Below are 18195 nucleotides of genomic sequence, written 5' to 3'. Positions count from 1 at the left end.
CCGAGCGCAGCGCCGGCCCGTCTGGGCATGATGGGGCGGTGACCGACGCCCCGCTCATCGTCTCCCTCCTGCTCGACCCCGAGACCCAGGCCCGCCTCGACGAGGAGCGGTCGGCCCTGTTCCCGGCCGAGCGGCTGGTGGTGGGCGCCCACGTCACCCTGTTCCACGCCCTGCCCGCGACCCTGCGCGCCGACGTCGAGACGGTGCTCGCCGAGGCCGCCGCCGAGCTGCCGCTGGAGGTTCGCGTGCACGACGTCTACTCCCTGGACCGGGGCGTCGCCTACCGGCTGCTCTGCCCGGCGCTGGACCAGCTGCACCTGGGCTGGCAGCAGCGCTGGAAGGAGCACCTGACCCGTCAGGACGCCCAACGTCTGCACCTGCACGCCACGGTGCAGAACAAGGTGGCCAGCTCGACCGCCCGCCGCACCCTGGACGACCTGCGCGGCCGCTTCACCCCGTCGGTGGCCCACGGGGTCGCGTTCGAGCTGTGGCGCTACGACGGCGGACCGTGGTCGCCGCTGGGCCGGTTCCCTTCCGGCGACCAGCCGGCCTGAGCCCGGCCCAGGGCGTCGGTCCGGCTCAAGCCCCGGCGGGCTCGAAGCGCCTCAACCGGTGGGTGCGCCGGACCAGCGCGCGCATCCGGGCCAGGTCGGGGAGGTCCACCCCGAGCGCCCGGGCCTGGACCAGGACGTTGCCCAGTGCCGCCGCCTCCTGCGGCCCCGCGACGACGGGCAGCCCGCAGGCGTCGGCAGTGAGCTGGCAGAGCAGCGCGTTCAGCGACCCGCCGCCCACCACGTGCACGACCGTCGGCTGCACCCCGGCCAGGCGGGCGGCCACCCCCACGCTCCGGGCGTACGCCGAGGCGAGGCTGTCGAGCACGACCCGCACCAGCTCGACCGGCTCGCCGGACAGCGCGATGCCGGCCTCGCGGGCCAGCGCGACCACGCGCGCCGGCATGTCGTCGGGGGCGACCAGCCGGTGGTCCCCGATCTCGAAGGTGCCCGGCGAGGGGTGCACGGCCGCCGCGGCCAGCAGGTCCGGCAGCTCGACGGAGAGCCCCTCGGCGCGCCAGGTCCGCAGGCACTCCGAGAGCACCCACAGGCCGGAGACGTTCTGGAGGAACCGGGTGGTGCCGTCGACGCCGGCCTCGTTGGTGAAGTCGGCCTCGCGGGCGGCCTCGGTGAGCACCGGCTCGGCCAGCTCCAGCCCCACCAGCGACCAGGTGCCCGAGGAGACGTAGGCGAACGGCTCGTCGCCGGCCGGCACGCCCACGACCGCCGAGGCGGTGTCGTGCGACCCCACGGCCACGACCGGCACCCCGGACGGCAGGCCGAGCGCGGCCGCGACGTCGTCGAGCACCGGCCCGACCACGGTGCCGGGGTCGACCAGCGGCGGGAGCAGGCCCGTCGGCAGGTCGAGCTCCTCGAGCAGGTCGGTGGACCACTCCCGCGAGCGGGCGCCGTAGAGCTGCGTGGTCGAGGCGTTGGTGCGCTCGGCGACCACCCGGCCGGTGAGCCACGAGGTGATCAGGTCGGGCACGAGCAGCAGGTGCGCGGCCCCGGCGAGGTCCTCCCGCCCGGCGACGAGCTGGAACAGGGTGTTGAAGGGCAGGCGCTGGAGGCCGGTCTCGGCGTACAGCCGCGCGGCGCCGACCCGCGCCTCCACGACGTCGGCGACGCCGTCGGTGCGCCCGTCCCGGTGGGAGTACGCCGGCCCCAGCAGCCGCCCCTCGGCGTCGATCAGGCCGTAGTCGACCGCCCAGGAGTCGATCCCGATCGCGTCCACGGGGCCGGTGGCCGCGGCCCGCCGGATCCCCTCGAGCACCTCGCGGTGCAGCCGCTCGAGGTCCCAGCGCAGCGAGCCGTCGGCGTGCCGCTCGGCCCCGTTGGGGAAGCGGTGCACCTCGGTGAGCTCGATGACCTCGGGGTCGAGGCCGACCCGGGCCGCCATGACGCGGCCCGAGGTCGCCCCGAGGTCGACCGCGACGACCCGGACCGGGCGCCGGTCCCCCGTCGGGCTCATCGCAGGAAGGCCGCGGCGACGCCTGCGTCGACGGGGACGTGCAGGCCGGTCGTGTGCGTCATGTCGGGACCGCACAGCACGAAGACCGCGTTGGCGATGTGCTCGGGGAGCACCTCGCGCTTGAGGATGGTGCGCTGGGCGTAGAACTTGCCCAGGTCCTTCTCCTCCACGCCGTAGACGGCCGCCCGGTTGGCCCCCCACCCGGAGGCGAAGATGCCCGAGCCCTGGACGACCCCGTCGGGGTTGACGCCGTTGACCTTGACGCCGTGCTCGCCGAGCTCGGCGGCCAGCAGCCGCACCTGGTGGGCCTGGTCGGCCTTGGTGGCGGAGTAGGCGATGTTGTTGGGCCCGGCGAAGACGCTGTTCTTCGAGGAGATGTAGACGACGTCGCCGCCCATCTGCTGGTCGATCAGCACCCGCGCGGCCGCCCGGGCGACCAGGAAGGACCCCTTGGCCATCACCGCGTGCTGGAGGTCCCAGTCGGCGGCGGTGGTCTCGAGCAGCGACTTGCTCAGCGACAGGCCGGCGTTGTTGACGACCAGGTCGAGACCGCCGAAGGCGAGCACGGCGGCGTCGACGGCCGCCTGCACGGCGTCCTCGTCGCTGACGTCGGCGGCGACGCCGATGGCCACGTCCGGGCCGCCGATCTCGGCCGCCGCCGCCTGCGCCTTCTCCAGCGACAGGTCGGCCACGACGACGCAGGCGCCCTCGGCGGCGAGCCGCTTGGCCGTGGCCTTGCCGATGCCGCCGGCGGCACCGGTGACCAGGGCGATCCGGGTGGCCAGCGGCTTGGGCGCCGGCATCCGCTGGACCTTGGCCTCCTCCAGCGCCCAGTACTCGATCCGGAACTTCTCCGCCTCGTCGATGGGGGCGTACGTCGAGAGGCCCTCCGCCCCGCGCATCACGTTGATGGCGTTGACGTAGAACTCCCCCGCCACCCGGGCGGTCTGCTTGTCCTTGCCGAAGCTGAACATGCCCACGCCGGGGACCAGCACGACCAGCGGGTCGGCCCCGCGGATGGCCGGCGAGTCCGGCGTCGCGTGCCGGTCGTAGTAGGCCTGGTAGCGCTCGCGGTACTCCCCGTGCAGCTCGCGCAGCCGGGCGACGGTCTCCTCGACCGAGGCGGAGGCGGGCAGGTCGAGCAGCATCGGCTCGACCTTGGTGCGCAGGAAGTGGTCGGGGCAGGACGTGCCGAGCGCGGCCAGCCGCGGGTGCTCGGTCGCGGCCAGGAAGTCGAGCACCACCTGGGCGTCGGTGAAGTGGCCGACCACCGGCCGGTCGGTGGAGGCCAGGCCGCGGATGGTGGCGCCGATCGCGGCCGCCTTGGCGCGCCGCTCGGCCTCGGGCAGGGCCTCGAAGCCGGGCAGCACGGGACCGAACGGCTCGGGCTTGGAGTGCTCGGTGATCCAGGCCTCGGCGGTGGCGATGATCCGCAGCGAGGCGGCCTCGCACTCCTCGCTGGTCCGACCCCAGGCGGTGATGCCGTGACCGCCCAGGATGCAGCCGACGGCCTGGGGGTTGGCCTCCTTGATGGCCGCGATGTCCAGCCCGAGCTGGAAGCCGGGCCGGCGCCACGGCACCCAGACGACCTCGTCGCCGAAGATCTCCCGGGTCAGCCGCTCGCCGTCGGCGGCGGTCGCGATGGCGATGCCGGAGTCGGGGTGCAGGTGGTCCACGTGGGGGGCGTCGACCAGGCCGTGCATGGCGGTGTCGATCGAGGGGGCGGCGCCGCCCTTGCCGTGCAGGCAGTAGTCGAAGGCGGCGACCATCTCGTCCTCGCGCTCGACGCCGGGGTAGACCCCGACCAGGGCGCGCATCCGGTCCAGGCGCAGGGCGGCCAGGCCGGAGGCCTTCAGGGTGCCGAGGTCGCCCCCGCTGCCCTTGACCCAGACCAGCTCGACGGGCTCGCCGGTGACCGGGTCGGTCCCGGCGCCCTTGGCGGAGGTGTTGCCGCCGGCGTAGTTGGTGTTGCGCGGGTCGGCGCCGAGACGGTTGGACCGCTCGACCAGCTCGACGACGACGGGGTTCTCGCTCACGGTCGCTCTAGTTCCATCCTGCTTGGGAGCCGCCCACGCGGGCGGTCTCGATCTCGTCCTGGTAGCCGCTGGCCAGGTAGGCCCGCACCGGGTCGGCCGGCAGCCCGCGCTCCTCGCGCCAGCCGGCCAGGTCACGTCGCACGTCGGTGTAGAAGGCGTCCATGAACACCTCGTTCGCCCCGAGCACGTCACCGCGGCGACGCGCCTCGTCGAGGGCGGCGGTGTCGAGCAGGAGCGCGCGGGCGAGCATCTCCTGCACGTTGAGCACCGACCGCACCTGGCCGGGCACCTTGGCCTCGATGTTGTGGCACTGGTCGAGCATCAGCGCGACGTCCGACCCCTCGCCGTACCCTCCGCCGCGGACGACCTCGACGAGGATCCGGAACAGCTGGAACGGGTCGGCCGCGCCGACGATCAGGTCGTCGTCGGCGTAGAAGCGGCTGTTGAAGTCGAAGGAGCCCAGCTTCCCCAGCCGCAGCAGCTGGGCGACGATGAACTCGATGTTGGTGCCGGGGGCGTGGTGGCCGGTGTCGAGGCAGACCACGGCGCGGTCGCCGAGGGCCTGGACCTGGACGTACGACGTGCCCCAGTCCGGGACGTCGGTGTGGTAGAACGCCGGCTCGAAGAACTTGTACTCCAGCACCAGCCGCTGGTCCTCCCCGACGTGGGAGTAGATCTCGGCCAGGCTCTCGGCAAGCCGGTCCTGGCGGGAGCGGATGTCGTCCTGGCCGGGGTAGTTGGTGCCGTCGGCCAGCCAGATCTTCAGGTCGCGGGACCCGGTCTCGCGCATGATCTCCAGGCAGTGCACGTTGTGCCGCACGGCCTTGGCGCGGACGGCCGGGTCGGCGTGGGTCAGGCTGCCGAGCTTGTAGTCGTCGTCCTGGAAGGTGTTGCTGTTGACCGTGCCCAGCGCGACGCCGAGCGACTCGGCGTGGGCCTTGAGCGCGGCCCAGTCGTCGACCAGGTCCCAGGGAATGTGCAGCGCGACGCTCGGGGCCAGGCCGGTGAACCGGTGCACGGTGGCGGCGTCGGCGATCTTCTCCTGCACCGTGCGGGGGGTGCCGGGGCTGCCGAAGACCTTGAAGCGGGTCCCGGAGTTGCCGTAGGCCCACGACGGCACCTCGATCGCGAGCGCGTCGAGCTGCCCGCTGATGTCGGCGAAGCTGGTCATGTCGTCCTTCTCTCCTCGGCTCCCGAGGGGCCGAGCTGGTCCTCGAGGTGGAAGACCTCGCGGAGCTGGGTGAATCCGGTGTCGGGGCGGGCGTCGCCCAGGTCCTCGAAGAACCCGGCCATGTCGGCCTGCCACCGGGCGTTGACCTCGGTGTCCTCCATGCCGGCCAGGGCGGCCGACAGGTCGGGGGTCTCGAGGTAGCCGATCAGCAGGCCGTCCTCGCGCAGGAACAGCGAGTAGTTGTGCCACCCGGTCGCCGCGAGGGCGGCGAGCATGTCGGGCCACACGGCGGCGTGCCGCTCGGCGTACTCCTCGAGGCGGTCGGGGCGGACCTGGAGCCAGAAGCACACGCGCTGCACGGTCGGGGTCCGTCCTTCGAGGGGGTGGATCGGGCTGGGTCGGGGTGGAGCAGGGGGGGTGGGGGCGGGCCGGCCGGGTCGCGGTCGACCCGCCCCCGGGACCGCCTAGAACTTGAACTTGTCGATGTTCGACTTGTTGAACTTGAAGGGGTCGCCCAGGACGACGGTGCCGTTGGCGCCGACGGTGAACTCGCCGAGCTTGCCGGCCTTGAACTTCTGGCCCTCCTTGCCGGTGACCTTGCCGGTCACCAGCGCGTCGGCGGCGTACGCCGCGAGGTAGCCGAGGTCCTCGGGGTTCCACAGCGCGAACTCCGTGACGGTGCCGTCCTTGACGTAGGCGCGCATCTGGTTGGGGGTGCCCAGACCGGTCAGCGCGACCTTGCCCTTGCTGCTCGACTTGGACAGGTAGCGCGCCGCCGCGGCGATGCCGACCGTGGTCGGGGAGATGATCCCCTTCAGGTTCGGGTGCTTCTGGAGCAGCGCCGCCGTCTTGTCGAAGGAGGTCTGGTCGTCGTCGTTGCCGTAGACGGTCTCGACGAGCTTGACCTTGGGGTGGTTGGCCGCCAGGTCCTTCTTCATCAGCGCGATCCACGCGTTCTGGTTGGTGGCGTTGGCGCTGGCCGAGAGGATCGCCACCTCGCCGGAGTCGCCGATCTGCTGGGTGACCATGTCGACCTCGACCTTGGCGATGCCGTCCGCGGTGGCCTGGTTGATGAACAGGTCGCGGTACTTGGGGTCGGTGTCGGAGTCGAAGGTGACGACCTTGGTGCCGGCCTGGCGGGCCTTGGTCAGCGAGTCGCCCAGGGCGGTGGGGTCGTTGGCCGAGAGCACGATCGCGGAGGTGCGCTTCTGCGCCTCGGTGTCGATGTACTGCGACTGCGCGTCGGCGCTGGCCTCCTGCGGACCGACCTGGGAGTAGGTCCCGCCGAACTCCTTGACGGCCTTGGCGCCACCGGCGTCGCTGGTGTCGAAGTAGGGGTTGCCGAGGTTCTTGGGGATGAAGGTGACGGTGGCGGCCTTCGAGCCGGAACCGGAGCCCGAGCCCGAGGCGCCGGAGTCGCCGGCGCCCTTGCCGCAGCCGGTGAGGGCCAGGCTGAAGGTCAGGGTGACGGCGGCGAGGCCGGCGACCCTCTGGGAGCGGATGAACATGGTGGTTACCTCTCTGGTGTTCCGACGCCGGCTGGCGAGAGCGTGGGGTGGTCGCCCCGGTGGTGACGCCTGGCGGTGAGGCGGGAGGCCCACGCCAGGACGGAGGTGGACATCACCGAGGCCACGAGCAGCAGCCCGATGATGATGTTGATGACGTTGACCGTGACGCCCTGCAGCCGCAGGGCGCTGGAGAGCACCCCGATCAGCAGGACGCCGGCGACGACGCCGGCGAGCTTGCCGCGGCCACCGAAGATGGAGACCCCACCCAGCAGCACCGCGGCGATGACCTGCAGCTCCAAGCCGGTGGCGTTGTCGCCACGGGCGCTGGTGAAGCGCAGCGTGAAGTAGACCCCGGCCAGGGCCGAGACGGTCGCCGAGAGCACGAACAGCGTGAACCGGGTGCGGCGCACGGGCACCCCGGTGAACTCCGCGGCCTCGTCGTTGAGACCGATGTCGTAGACGCCGCGTCCGAAGGCGGAGAAGTGCAGCATCCAGGCGAAGAACGCGGCGAGCAGGCCGAAGACGACCATCACGACCGGGATCCCGGTCGAGCCGATCTCGGCCTTGGCCAACGAGGTCCAGCGCTCGGGGAAGGTGGTGATCGCGGTGGTGCCGAGCAGGCCGACGGCGATCCCGCGGAAGAGCGCCAGGGTGCCGATCGTCACCGCCAGGGAGGGCAGCCCCAGGAACGCGATCAGGAACCCGTTGAGGCTCCCGCAGGCGACGCCCGCCACCAGGCACACGACCGTCGCGACGGGCACGGACACCCCGTGGGAGACCATCTCGCCCAGCAGCGCGCTGGAGAGCCCGACCACGCTGGCCACCGACAGGTCGATCTCGCCGGTCACGATCACGGCCGTCATCGGCAGCGCGATCAGCAGGATGGGGGCCACGTCGAGCAGCAGGAAGGTCATCGTCAGCTGCGAGGCGAAGAAGGAGACGCTGTTGATCGCCCAGACCAGCACGGCGACCAGGACGGCGACGACCACGGCCTCGCGGGAGAGCAGCAGCCGGCGCCACAGGGGCTGGGCGTGGGCGGGGTAGGTGCGCGGTGCCTGGTGGGGCACCTGCTGGGTCGTGCTCATGCTGCGTCCCTCGCTTCGACGAGCCGGCGGGCGCGCCGCTGGCTGACCAGTCGGTCCAGCGCGATCGCGCTGAGGATCAGGGCTCCCACGAGCGCCTGCTGCCAGAAGTCGGGGATGCCCACGATGGGCAGCACCCGGTTGATGGTGACCAGCAGGACGGCGCCGATCGCGGCGCCCCAGACGGTCCCGCTGCCGCCGAAGATGGCGACCCCGCCGACCACCACGGCGGCCACGGCCTGGAGCTCGACGCCGGTGCCGGCCCCGGAGCTGACGGTGCCGTAGCGGGCGGCGTACGCCACCCCGGCCAGGCCGGCGAGCGCGCCGCTGAGGACGAACGCACCGATCACGCGGCGCCGCACGCGCAGGCCGTAGAGCTCGGCGGCGTCGGGGTCCGAGCCGATCGCGTAGAGCTCGCGACCGCCGCGGGCGGTGTGCAGGTAGTAGCCGACGGCCGCGACCACCACGACGGCGAGGAGGAAGAGCACCGGGATGCTGAGCACCGTCTGGGTGCCGAGGTTGCCGAAGGAGTCGGGCAGGTCCGAGGCGTTGATGCGGTTGCTGCCGGCCCAGGTCAGGACCACGCCGCGGTAGACGTAGAGCGTCCCGAGGGTGATCACCAGGGCCGGGACCTTCCCGAAGCCGACGAGCAGGCCGTTGACCAGCCCCAGCAGGGCGCCGACCAGGACCGCCACGAGCACCACCGCGACCAGCGGCAGGCCGGTGTCGATGAACAGCCGCCCCGTGAGGTACGCCGTGAGGCCGAGCACCGACCCGACCGAGAGGTCGACGTTGCGGGTGATCACCACGACGCACTGGCCGGCGGCCAGGAGCAGCAGGATCGAGGGGGTCAGCAGCAGGTCGCGCCAGCTGTTCTCGCTGAACAGGAAGGAGGGCGACTTCACCGTGGCCGCGGCCACGACGAGCAGCAGCACGACCAGGATCGAGGCCTCGCGCGACTTCACGACGGTCTCGAGGACGCGCCGGCCGCGCGACTGCGCGCTCGGGGCGACCAGGCCCGCGGTGGCGGGGTCGAGGGGCTGCTCCTCGGCGTGCGAGGGGGTGCGGGTCTCGGTCATGCGGACACCTCCCGGGTGCTGGTCGCGGCTCGCATGACGTTCTCCGGCGTGGCGTCGTCACGGGCGATGTCGGCGGTCAGGCGGCCCTCGCAGACCACGAGCACGCGGTCGGCCATGCCGAGGACCTCGGGCAGCTCGGAGGAGATCATCACGATCGCCATCCCCTGCCCGGCCAGCTCGGAGAGGAGCCGGTGCACCTCGGCCTTGGTGCCGACGTCGATGCCGCGGGTGGGCTCGTCGATGATCAGCAGCGACGGCTCGGTGGCCAGCCACTTGGCGATCACGACCTTCTGCTGGTTGCCGCCGCTCATGGTCGCGGCGTTCATGTCCAGCGCGTTGGTCTTGACCTCGAGCCGGGCCGCCCAGGGCGCGGCGGCGCGGTCCTCGGCCCGGCCGGTGAGCACGCCGGCGCGGCTCAGGCCACGGCGCACGACGCCGGCGACGTTGCGCGAGACCGAGGCGTCGATGACCAGGCCCTGCTTGCGCCGGTCCTCGGGGATGAACGCCATCCCGGCCCGGATGGCGGCGCGCGGGTCGTGCCGACGCACGGCGCGACCCGCCAGGGTGACCGTGCCCTCGTCGTAGCCGTCGATGCCGAAGATCGCTCGGGCGATCTCGCTGCGACCGGCGCCGACCAGGCCGGCCAGCCCGACGATCTCGCCCGCCCGGACGGTGAGGGAGACGTCGTGGAAGACCCCGGCCGAGGTCAGGCCCGCGACCTCCAGGACGGGGTCGCCGAGGGTGGCCGGCGTCTTGGGGAACAGCTCCCCCACGTCGCGGCCGACCATCAGGGAGACCATCTGGTCGATCGTGGTGCCCGTGGTCGGCAGGGTGTCGACGTAGGCGCCGTCGCGCATCACCGTGACGGTGTCGCACAGGTCGAAGACCTCGTCGAAGCGGTGGGAGATGAAGACCAGGCCCCGGCCCTCGTCGCGGAGCCGGCGGGCGACGGTGAACAGCCGCTCGACCTCGACGCCGCTCAGCGCCGCGGTCGGCTCGTCCATCACGAGCACCTTGGCGTCGAGCGAGATCGCCTTGGCGATCTCGATGATCTGCTGGTCGGCGATCGAGAGGCCCAGGGCGGGGCGCCGGGGGTCGATGCGCACCCCGAGCCCGGCGAAGAGGCGCTCGGCCTCGGCGTGCATGGCGGCCCGGTCGATGCGGCGCCCCGGGCCCAGCAGCTGGCGGCCCATGAAGATGTTCTCGGTGACCGAGAGGTCGGGGAACAGCGTGGGCTCCTGGTAGATGACCGCGATGCCGGCGGCCTTGGACTCTGCGGTGGACCCGAAGTCGACCGGGGCGCCGTCCAGCAGCAGGTCGCCCGCGTCGCGGCGGTAGACGCCGGCGACGACCTTGACCAGCGTCGACTTGCCGGCGCCGTTCTCCCCGACCAGCGCGTGGATCGAGCCGTGCTCGACCCGCAGCGAGCCCGAGCGCAGGGCGCGCACGGCGCCGAAGCTCTTCGCGACGTCGCGCAGCTCCAGGGCGGCGGGGGGTGCGGCTGTGCTCATGGGGGTCCGTTCGTGATTGAAAGGTTTCAACTCGTGAGGAGGAACGTAGGTGACCGTCATCACAGAAGTCAACGACCTGGTGGTAACTTTCGGCTCACGACATCACCGCCGCCGAGCCCGTGTCCGCCTTGACACGTTTCATCCGGCAGCGGCTCCCCACCGCCACCATCGACCCCGCACCGCCACCACCGCCACCGCCACCGCCACCACCATCGACCGGCCGACCCAGGAGGACCGTGAGCGACAGGACCCCCTCGGTCAAGGACGTCGCCGCCTCGGCGGGGGTCTCCCTGGGCACCGTGTCCAACGTGATGAACCGCCCCGACCGGGTCTCACCGGCCACCCGTCAACGGGTCGAGCAGGCGATGGCCGACCTCGGCTTCGTGCGCAACGAGACCGCGCGCCAGCTGCGGATGGGCAGCAGCCGCACGCTGTCCTACGTCATGCTCGACGCCCGCAACCCGTTCTTCACCGACGTGGCGCAGGGCATCGAGACGGCCGCCGAGGGCGCGCACACCTCGCTGTTCCTGTGCAACAGCAACAACAGCGCCTCGCGCGAGGAGAGCCACCTGGCGCACCTGGTCGAGCAGCGGGTGCAGGGCATCCTGCTGACCCCGCTCGACCCCGACTCCCCCACGATCCCCGCGATCGTGGCCCGCGGGATCCCGGTCGTGATCGTGGACCGCACGACCCGCGACGAGCGGTTCTGCTCGGTCGCGGTCGACGACGAGCTCGGCGGGCGCCTGGCCGTGGAGCACCTGGTGGACCGCGGCCACCGGCGGGTCGCCTTCGTCGGCGGGCCCGAGGGCCTGGGCCAGGTCGACGACCGGTACGCCGGTGCCCGGGCCGCGTGGGAGGAGGCGGGTCTGCCGGCCGAGGACCTGGTGCGGATGCCGACCGCGACGATGGGCGCCGACGACGGGAGGGCCGCCGGGGAGCTGATCACGGGGCTGCCGTCACGCCGCCGGCCGACCGCGGCGTTCTGCGCCAACGACCTGCTCGCCCTGGGCCTGCTGCAGCAGACCGTCGCCTCGGGTCGCTCGGTGCCCGCCGACCTGGCCATCGTGGGCTACGACGACATCTACTTCGCCGCCGCGGCGACCGTGCCGCTGACCTCGGTGCGTCAGCCCCGGGTCGAGCTCGGCCGCACGGCCGCGGAGCTGCTGCTCTCGGAGTCCGACCCCGACCACGTGCACCGGCAGGTGCTGTTCCGTCCCGAGCTGGTCGCCCGCGCCTCGACCTAGCCGTCCTCGGCCCGCGGCGCGGGGCGGGTCGCGCCGTCGGCGGCGTCGGTCTGCGCGTCGGTCCGGGGTTGGGTCCGCGGCGCGCTCCGACGGCCGCGGCGGGTCCGACGGACCGGGTGGCCGTCGTCGTCCTCGAGGGTGACGTTGCTGGCGGCGGTGGCGCCGATCGCGGTGCCGATGAAGGCGTAGACGGCCAGCGCGGCCTTGAGGAAGTCGGGCATCGGGCCGCTCGAGACGGCACCGATGGCCGCCTGGACGCAGCCGATCAGCAGCCCGACGGCGGCGTACGTCGTGTAGACGTCCTGGCGCAGCTTCGGCGACAGGATCCCGGTCAGCGGACTCGGCACGTCGGCTCCCCCTCCGGCGACCGGCCACCCGCGGACCGGCACGCCCGGCTCCACCCTGGCACGACGAGGGGCCGCCGGGGAGGCGCTCCTCCCCGACGGCCCCTGGTGCACGTCGGTGGTCTGGTCCACGTCGCCCGCGCCGGTGGCGCGGGCCCACCGGACCACCGGCTCCCGGTCAGCCCGGGATCATCCAGCTGAGCACCGGGGTGGCCTGGAGGCCGACGATGATGCACATCAGGACGAGCAGGAACAGGCTCCAGCCGATGACCCGGCGGAAGAGCTCCCCCTCCTGGCCCGACATGCCCACCGCTGCGGCGGCGATGGCGAGGTTCTGCGGGCTGACCATCTTGCCGAGCACACCGCCGGAGGAGTTCGCCCCGGCCATCAGCACCGGGTCGAGCCCGGCCTTGGCCGCTGCCTGCACCTGCAGCGCCCCGAACAGCGAGTTCGAGGAGGTGTCCGACCCGGTCACCGCCACGCCGATCCAGCCCAGGACCGGCGAGATGATCGCGAAGAGGCCGCCGGTGCCGGCGAGCCAGGCGCCCAGCGAGCCGGTCTGGCCCGACAGGTTCATCACGTAGGCCAGGGCCAGCACGGCCATGACGGTGATGATCGCGGACTTCAGCTCGACGTACGTCGCGAGGTAGGTGCGGAACGCCTTCCCGGGCTTGACCTTGAGGATCACCATCGTGATCAGGCCGGCGATCACCAGCAGCGAGCCGGCGGCGGGCAGCCAGTTGAACTTGAACTGCGTCACGACGGGCTTGCCGGCCGCGTTGACGATGTCGAGGCCGGGCCAGTCGAAGAGGTAGGTGAACGGCGCCTTGGCCAGGAAGTCCACGACCGCGGGGATGTTGGTGATCGAGAAGATCACGATGATGACGAGGTACGGCGCGTAGGCCCGCATCACCTCGGCGCCGGTGTCGGCCAGCTGGGGCCGGTCGTGGTAGTCGTCGCCGGTGGCCGTGGCGGTGGCCGTGCCGCCGCCGCCGGAGGTGCGTCGGTCCGAGCCCTGCGAGCTGTGCGCGTGCTCGCGCTCCTCGGCGTCGACCTTCTCGGCGGTGAGGACCTCGGCGGGCGACCAGACCCGGACCAGGAGGACCAGGGCGCCGGCGGCCAGCAGCGAGGCGACGATGTCGGTCAGCTGCACGGAGATGTAGTTGGCGGTGACGAACTGCGCGACGGCGAAGACGGCGCCCGAGAGCAGGGCGGGCAGCCAGGTCTGGCGCACGCCGCGACGGCCGTCGACGATGAAGACCAGGATCAGCGGGACCACCAGGGCCAGGATCGGGGTCTGGCGACCGACCATCGAGCCGAGGGTGTGCAGGGCGTTGGCGTCGGAGAGGCGCGGGTCGTTGCTGACGCCGGCGGCGATCGGGGCCAGCGTGACGACCGGGATGGCCAGGGCGCCGAAGGCGACCGGCGCGGTGTTGGCGACCAGGGCCACGGTCGCGGCCTTGAGGGGCTTGAAGCCCAGCGACATCAGCATCACGACCGAGATCGCGACCGGGGTGCCGAAGCCGGCGAGCGCCTCGAGCAGGGCGCCGAAGCAGAAGGCGATGATGATCGCCTGGATCCGCTGGTCGGGGCTGACCTTCTCGAAGGAGCGGCGCAGCACGTCGAAGTGACCCGAGGCCACGGTGAGGTTGTAGATCCACACCGCGTTGATCACGATCCACAGGATCGGGAAGAAGCCGAACAGCGCCCCGTCGACGGCGGCGCTGAGGCTCTGCCCCACCGGCATCGAGAACAGCACGACCGCCACCACCAGGGCGACCGCGAGCGAGATCAGCCCGGCGACCCAGGCCTTGAGCTTCAGGCCACCGAGCAGCACGAAGAGCACCGCCAGCGGGATCAGGGCGCACAGGGCGCTGAGCGTGAGCGAGTTGGCTACCGCGCTCGGGTCTTGTTTGAACATCGGTTCTCCTCGGGAGGGGCCCGGCTGAGCCGCGCGGGCCATGGGTGGTGCGGTTGCTGCTGGGTCAGGTGGTGGTGCCGCGGGTCAGCTCGGCGGCCGGCACACCGCGGATCGAGGCGTCGAGCACCTCGATGGTGTGCGCCATCCCCATCGGGTGGCCGGAGCGCTCGATGGCCGAGGTGACCTGCATCAGGCACCCTGGGTTGGCGGTCACGAGCACCTCGGCCCCGGTCTTGACGATGTTGGCGGCCTTGCGGTCGCCCAGCTCGCGGGCCGGCTCGGGGTTGAGGATGTTGTAGATGCCCGCCGAGCCGCAGCACAGCTCGGCCTCGGCGATCTCGCGCAGCTCCAGTCCCGGGATCGCACGGAGCAGGTCGCGCGGCTCGGCCCGGATGCCCTGGGCGTGGGCCAGGTGGCAGGCGTCGTGGTAGGCGATGGTCATCTCCAGGGGGTGGCGCGGGGCCACCGGACCGAGCTCGACCAGGATCTCCGACACGTCGCGGACCTTGTCGGCGAAGGCCTTCGCCCGCTCGGCGTACGCCGGGTCGTCGGCCAGCAGGGCGGCGTACTCCTTCATCGTGGAGCCGCACCCGGCGGCGTTGACGACGACCGCCTCGACGCCGGACGCCTCGAAGGAGTCGATCAACGCACGGGCGTAGCCCTGGGCCTCGCCCTCGCGACCGTTGTGCGCCGACAGCGCCCCGCAGCAGCCCTGGGCGGCCGGCACGACGACGTCGCAGCCCTCGGCCTGGAGCACCCGCGCGGTCGCGGAGTTCACGCCGGGGAAGAAGGCGCCCTGCACGCAGCCGACCAGCATCCCGACGACCATGCGGCGCTCGCCGCGGGCCCGGATGTAGGGCGGCAGCGGCTCGGGCCGGCCGATCTTGGGCGCCAGGCTCTCCATGGCCGCGAGCTGCGGGGAGATCCGGTCCAGCAGGCCGGTGCGGCGCATCAGACGGTCGAGACCTGTGCGCTGGATCGCGCGCAGCGGGCCCCTCATCAGCTTGAGCCGCTCGGGACGAGGGAACAGCGCGAAGATCAGGCCGCGGAGCGCCTTGTCGGCGGGCGTGCGGTCGTGGTGGCGCTCGACCTGGTTGCGGGTCTGCTCGATCAGGGTGTCGTACTGCACCCCCGACGGGCAGGCGGTCACGCAGGCCATGCAGCCCAGGCAGGCGTCGAAGTGGCCGACCATCGAGTCGGTCATCGGCTCGCCCTCCAGCCCCTCCTTCATCAGGTAGATCCGGCCGCGCGGGCTGTCCATCTCCTCACCCCACAAGACGTAGGTGGGGCACGTGGGCAGGCAGAAGCCGCAGTGCACGCAGTCGCCGATCAGGGCGGCGTCCGGCGGGTGGTGCTCGTCGAAGGCGCCGTCGGGGTTGCCCCAGTCGATGGCGGCGTTGCCGGTGGACGCCGTCTCCACGACCGCGCCCATCTCCCCCAGCGTGCCGGAGGTGTCGTGCTGGCTGGTGTCGGTCATGGCTAGAGGCCTCCCACGAAGCGTCCCGGCGAGAGCCGGTGGTCGGGATCGAACTGGTCCTTGACGCGGCGCATCAGGTCCAGGGCGGGGACGGGTCCCCACAGGTCGACGGCGCCCTTGACCGCCGCCGGGGCGTCGACCACGACGGCCGCACCACCACGGGCGCCGCACGCCGCGCGCAGGCGGCGCACGGTCGCGACGACGTCCTCGACCGGTGTCCCGGCCTCGATCGCGCCGTAGACCACGCCGGAGCCGGCCGAGCCGCGCAGGTGCACGCGGCTGCCCTGCGCCGCGGCGAGCACGTCGCCCAGGCCGGAGAGGGCGAAGGTGAGCTTGAGCGCGGTGGCCCGGTCGTCGCCGGTGGCCGTCGGGTCCCAGGGGTACGTCGTGCCTCCGCCGGGCTCCTGGTCGGACTCCTCGGCGCCGGCGCCGAGCAGGGCCAGGGTGGAGCGGACGCGCCCGGCGACCCCCTCCTCGCGGCCCTCGAGCAGGACCGAGAGCGTGCCGCGACCCGCGTCGGCCCCCTCGCCGCCCCGCCAGTCGACCTCGACCGCGGCCGGGACGACCTGGCTGTGCACGGCGGCCTGCGCGGCGGCCAGGGCCTCGGCCGGGCTGCCGACCGGCACGGTGACCCAGCGGTGGGTCGGGGCCAGCGGGTGCAGCCGGAAGGTGGCGTCGACGATCACGCCGAGGGTGCCGGCGGAGCCGATCAGCAGCTTGCCGAGGTCGTAGCCGGCGACGTTCTTGACCACCCGGCCCCCCGCCTTGGCCACGACGCCGTCGGCGCGGACCAGGGTGATGCCGATCAGCAGGTCGCGGGCGCTGCCGACCGACGTGCGGCGGGGGCCCGAGGTGTTCGCGGCCAGGACGCCGCCGATGCTCGCGCCGGGGACGGTCTCGTCCAGCACCAGGCGCTGGCCGCCCTCGGCGACGCGCTCCTGGAGGTCGGCGAGGCGGCAGCCGGCCTGAGCGGCGACGATCAGGTCGCCGGCGGCGTGGTCGAGCACCTGGTCCATCGCCGCCAGGTCGAGCACCACGTCGGCCGAGGCCGGCGGGGCGCCCCAGCCGAGCTTGGTGCCGCGCCCGCGGGGGACGACGGTGAGGCCGTGGGCCGCGGTCGCGCGCAGCACCTCGGCGACCTGGTCGGTGTCCCGGGGCCGGGCGACCAGGCCCGCGGGCACGCCGTCGACCGCGTCACCCGGGCCGGCGTCGGTCACGTCGGCGCACGCCGAGGCGACCGCGGCGCGGGCGTCGGTGGAGAGCCGCTCGTGGGTCTGCGTGCTCATCAGAAGACCTCCGCCAGACCGGCCTGCTGGAGCGGGTGGGCGGCCTTGTGGCGACCCGGGACCTCACCGCACAGCCGTGGTGTCGGGAACACCTTGCCGGGGTTGGAGATGTTCTGCGGGTCGAAGGCGCAGCGCACCAGCTGCATGGTGTCGAGGTCCTCGTCGGTGTACATCCGCGGCATGTACTTCGCCTTGTCCATCCCGACGCCGTGCTCGCCGGTGATCGAGCCGCCGTGGCTGATGCACAGGTCGAGGATCGCGCCGCTGACCTTCTCGGCGGCCTCGCCCGCCCCCTCGATGCCGTCGTCGAAGAGCACCAGCGGGTGCAGGTTGCCGTCGCCGGCGTGGAAGACGTTGGCCACCCGCACGCCGCTCTCGGCGGACAGGTCGGCGATCGCCTTGAGCACCTCGGGCAGGGCGGTGCGCGGGATGACGCCGTCCTGGACGATGTAGTCGGGGCTGATCCGCCCCACCGCGGCGAAGGCGGACTTGCGGCCCTTCCAGATCAGGGCGCGCTCGGCCGGGTCGGTGGCCAGCCGCTGCTCGAAGGCACCGTTGTCGTTGCAGAGCCGCTCGACGTCGGCGTACTCCTGCTCGACCTCGACCGCGGCGCCGTCGAGCTCGATCACCAGCACGGCGCCGGCCCCGTCGGGGTAGTTGCAGTGCACGGCCGCCTCGGCGGCCTCGATGGCGAGGGCGTCCATCATCTCGATGGCCGCGGGGACGATGCCCGCGGAGATGATCGCCGACGTCGCGGCGCCGGCCTGGTCGGTGGTCTCGAAGCCCACCAGGATCGTGCGGACCTCCTCGGGCAGGCGCACCAGGTTGACCGTGGTCGCGGTGACCACGCCCAGGGTGCCCTCGGAGCCGACCACGGCCCCGAGCAGGTCGTAGCCCGGCGCGTCCGGGGCGTCGCCGCCCAGGACCACGGTGTCCCCGTCGGGGGTGACCAGCTCGGCGCCGGTGACGTGGTTGGTGGTGAAGCCGTACTTCAGGCAGTGGGCGCCGCCGGAGTTCTCGGCCACGTTGCCGCCGATGGAGCAGATCTGCTGGCTGGAGGGGTCCGGGGCGTAGTAGTAGCCCTCGGGCGTCGCGGCCCTGGTGACGTCGAGGTTGATCACGCCCGGCTCGACGACCGCGCGCTGGTCCTCGCGGCGCAGCTCGCGGATGGTGCGCAGCCGCGAGGTGACCACCAGGACGCCCTCGGCGTGCGGCAGGGCGCCGCCGGAGAGCCCGGTGCCCGAGCCGCGCGCCACGAAGGGCACGCCGTGCTCGGCGCAGGTCCGCACGATCGCGGCGAGGTGACCGGCGTCCTCGGGGATGACCACCAGCGCCGGGGTGACCCGGTAGTGGGCCAGCCCGTCGCACTCGTAGGTGCGCAGCCGGGCACGGTCGGTGATGACGCCGGCCTCGGGGAGGATCCGGCGGGCCACCTCGGCGACGGCCCGGATGCCCGGGCTGTCGGCGGCGGTGGACCCCTCGACGGACTGGGTCGCGGGCGCGGTCGTCGTCAT

General features: G+C 72.9%; 15 protein-coding genes. 2 read left to right on the top strand and 13 right to left on the bottom strand.

Going from position 1 to position 18195, the window contains the following annotated elements:
• Positions 1–38 precede the first annotated feature (38 nt).
• The gene (locus tag ACYVDA_RS13095; RefSeq protein WP_460818822.1) at positions 39–554 is read left to right on the top strand and encodes a 2'-5' RNA ligase family protein; all 516 of its coding nucleotides are present in this window, start codon (positions 39–41) and stop codon (positions 552–554) included.
• 25 nt (positions 555–579) lie between these two features.
• Here ACYVDA_RS13095 and ACYVDA_RS13090 read toward each other — a convergent pair whose 3' ends face one another.
• From ACYVDA_RS13090 to ACYVDA_RS13055, 8 genes are all read right to left on the bottom strand, one after another.
• On the bottom strand, positions 580–2022 hold the full coding sequence (locus tag ACYVDA_RS13090; RefSeq protein ID WP_460818821.1) for a rhamnulokinase: 1443 nt from the start codon (positions 2020–2022) through the stop codon (positions 580–582).
• Positions 2019–4058, bottom strand: a complete 2040-nt coding sequence (locus tag ACYVDA_RS13085; protein ID WP_460818820.1) for a bifunctional aldolase/short-chain dehydrogenase — start codon at positions 4056–4058, stop codon at positions 2019–2021. Before ACYVDA_RS13085 ends, ACYVDA_RS13090 begins: the two co-directional genes overlap by 4 nt.
• Positions 4059–4065: 7 nt before the next feature.
• Positions 4066–5229: an L-rhamnose isomerase gene (gene rhaI / locus ACYVDA_RS13080; RefSeq protein WP_460818819.1), complete on the bottom strand. Its 1164-nt coding sequence runs from the start codon at positions 5227–5229 to the stop codon at positions 4066–4068.
• Positions 5226–5579: an L-rhamnose mutarotase gene (locus tag ACYVDA_RS13075; RefSeq protein ID WP_460818818.1), complete on the bottom strand. Its 354-nt coding sequence runs from the start codon at positions 5577–5579 to the stop codon at positions 5226–5228. The genes rhaI and ACYVDA_RS13075 overlap by 4 nt, the downstream gene beginning before the upstream one ends.
• A 114-nt stretch (positions 5580–5693) precedes the next feature.
• Complete coding sequence (rhaS, locus tag ACYVDA_RS13070; protein WP_460818817.1) at positions 5694–6737, bottom strand: rhamnose ABC transporter substrate-binding protein; 1044 nt, start codon at positions 6735–6737, stop codon at positions 5694–5696.
• A gap of 5 nt (positions 6738–6742) precedes the next feature.
• A complete protein-coding gene (locus tag ACYVDA_RS13065; RefSeq protein ID WP_460818816.1) occupies positions 6743–7822 on the bottom strand; it encodes an ABC transporter permease in 1080 nt (359 codons plus the stop codon).
• Positions 7819–8898 carry an ABC transporter permease gene (locus tag ACYVDA_RS13060; protein ID WP_460818815.1) on the bottom strand — a complete coding sequence of 360 codons (1080 nt, stop codon included), beginning with the start codon at positions 8896–8898 and terminating at the stop codon, positions 7819–7821. Before ACYVDA_RS13060 ends, ACYVDA_RS13065 begins: the two co-directional genes overlap by 4 nt.
• On the bottom strand, positions 8895–10409 hold the full coding sequence (locus ACYVDA_RS13055; RefSeq protein ID WP_460818814.1) for a sugar ABC transporter ATP-binding protein: 1515 nt from the start codon (positions 10407–10409) through the stop codon (positions 8895–8897). The genes ACYVDA_RS13060 and ACYVDA_RS13055 overlap by 4 nt, the downstream gene beginning before the upstream one ends.
• 236 nt (positions 10410–10645) lie before the next feature.
• Between ACYVDA_RS13055 and ACYVDA_RS13050 the strand changes: the two genes are divergently transcribed.
• Positions 10646–11653, top strand: a complete 1008-nt coding sequence (locus tag ACYVDA_RS13050; protein WP_460818811.1) for a LacI family DNA-binding transcriptional regulator — start codon at positions 10646–10648, stop codon at positions 11651–11653.
• On the opposite strand, the gene ACYVDA_RS13045 is transcribed toward ACYVDA_RS13050, so the two are convergent.
• The 5 genes from ACYVDA_RS13045 to ACYVDA_RS13025 all read right to left on the bottom strand — a co-directional run bounded on the left by ACYVDA_RS13045 (position 11650) and on the right by ACYVDA_RS13025 (position 18195).
• Positions 11650–12000, bottom strand: a complete 351-nt coding sequence (locus ACYVDA_RS13045) for a hypothetical protein (protein ID WP_460818809.1) — start codon at positions 11998–12000, stop codon at positions 11650–11652. The two genes, ACYVDA_RS13050 and ACYVDA_RS13045, sit on opposite strands and share 4 nt — an antisense overlap.
• Positions 12001–12175: 175 nt before the next feature.
• Complete coding sequence (locus ACYVDA_RS13040) at positions 12176–13918, bottom strand: L-lactate permease (protein WP_460818808.1); 1743 nt, start codon at positions 13916–13918, stop codon at positions 12176–12178.
• A gap of 64 nt (positions 13919–13982) precedes the next feature.
• Positions 13983–15395: a glycolate oxidase subunit GlcF gene (glcF, locus tag ACYVDA_RS13035; RefSeq protein WP_460818807.1), complete on the bottom strand. Its 1413-nt coding sequence runs from the start codon at positions 15393–15395 to the stop codon at positions 13983–13985.
• Positions 15396–15397: 2 nt separating this feature from the next.
• A complete protein-coding gene (locus ACYVDA_RS13030; protein WP_460818806.1) occupies positions 15398–16681 on the bottom strand; it encodes an FAD-binding oxidoreductase in 1284 nt (427 codons plus the stop codon).
• Positions 16681–18195, bottom strand: coding sequence for an FAD-linked oxidase C-terminal domain-containing protein (locus ACYVDA_RS13025; protein ID WP_460818805.1), 1515 nt, complete (start codon positions 18193–18195; stop codon positions 16681–16683). The genes ACYVDA_RS13030 and ACYVDA_RS13025 overlap by 1 nt, the downstream gene beginning before the upstream one ends.

The organism is Nocardioides korecus (assembly GCF_054778395.1).
The sequence above is the reverse complement of the archived record's forward strand: the minus strand, read 5'-3'. Positions and strand labels throughout refer to the sequence as shown.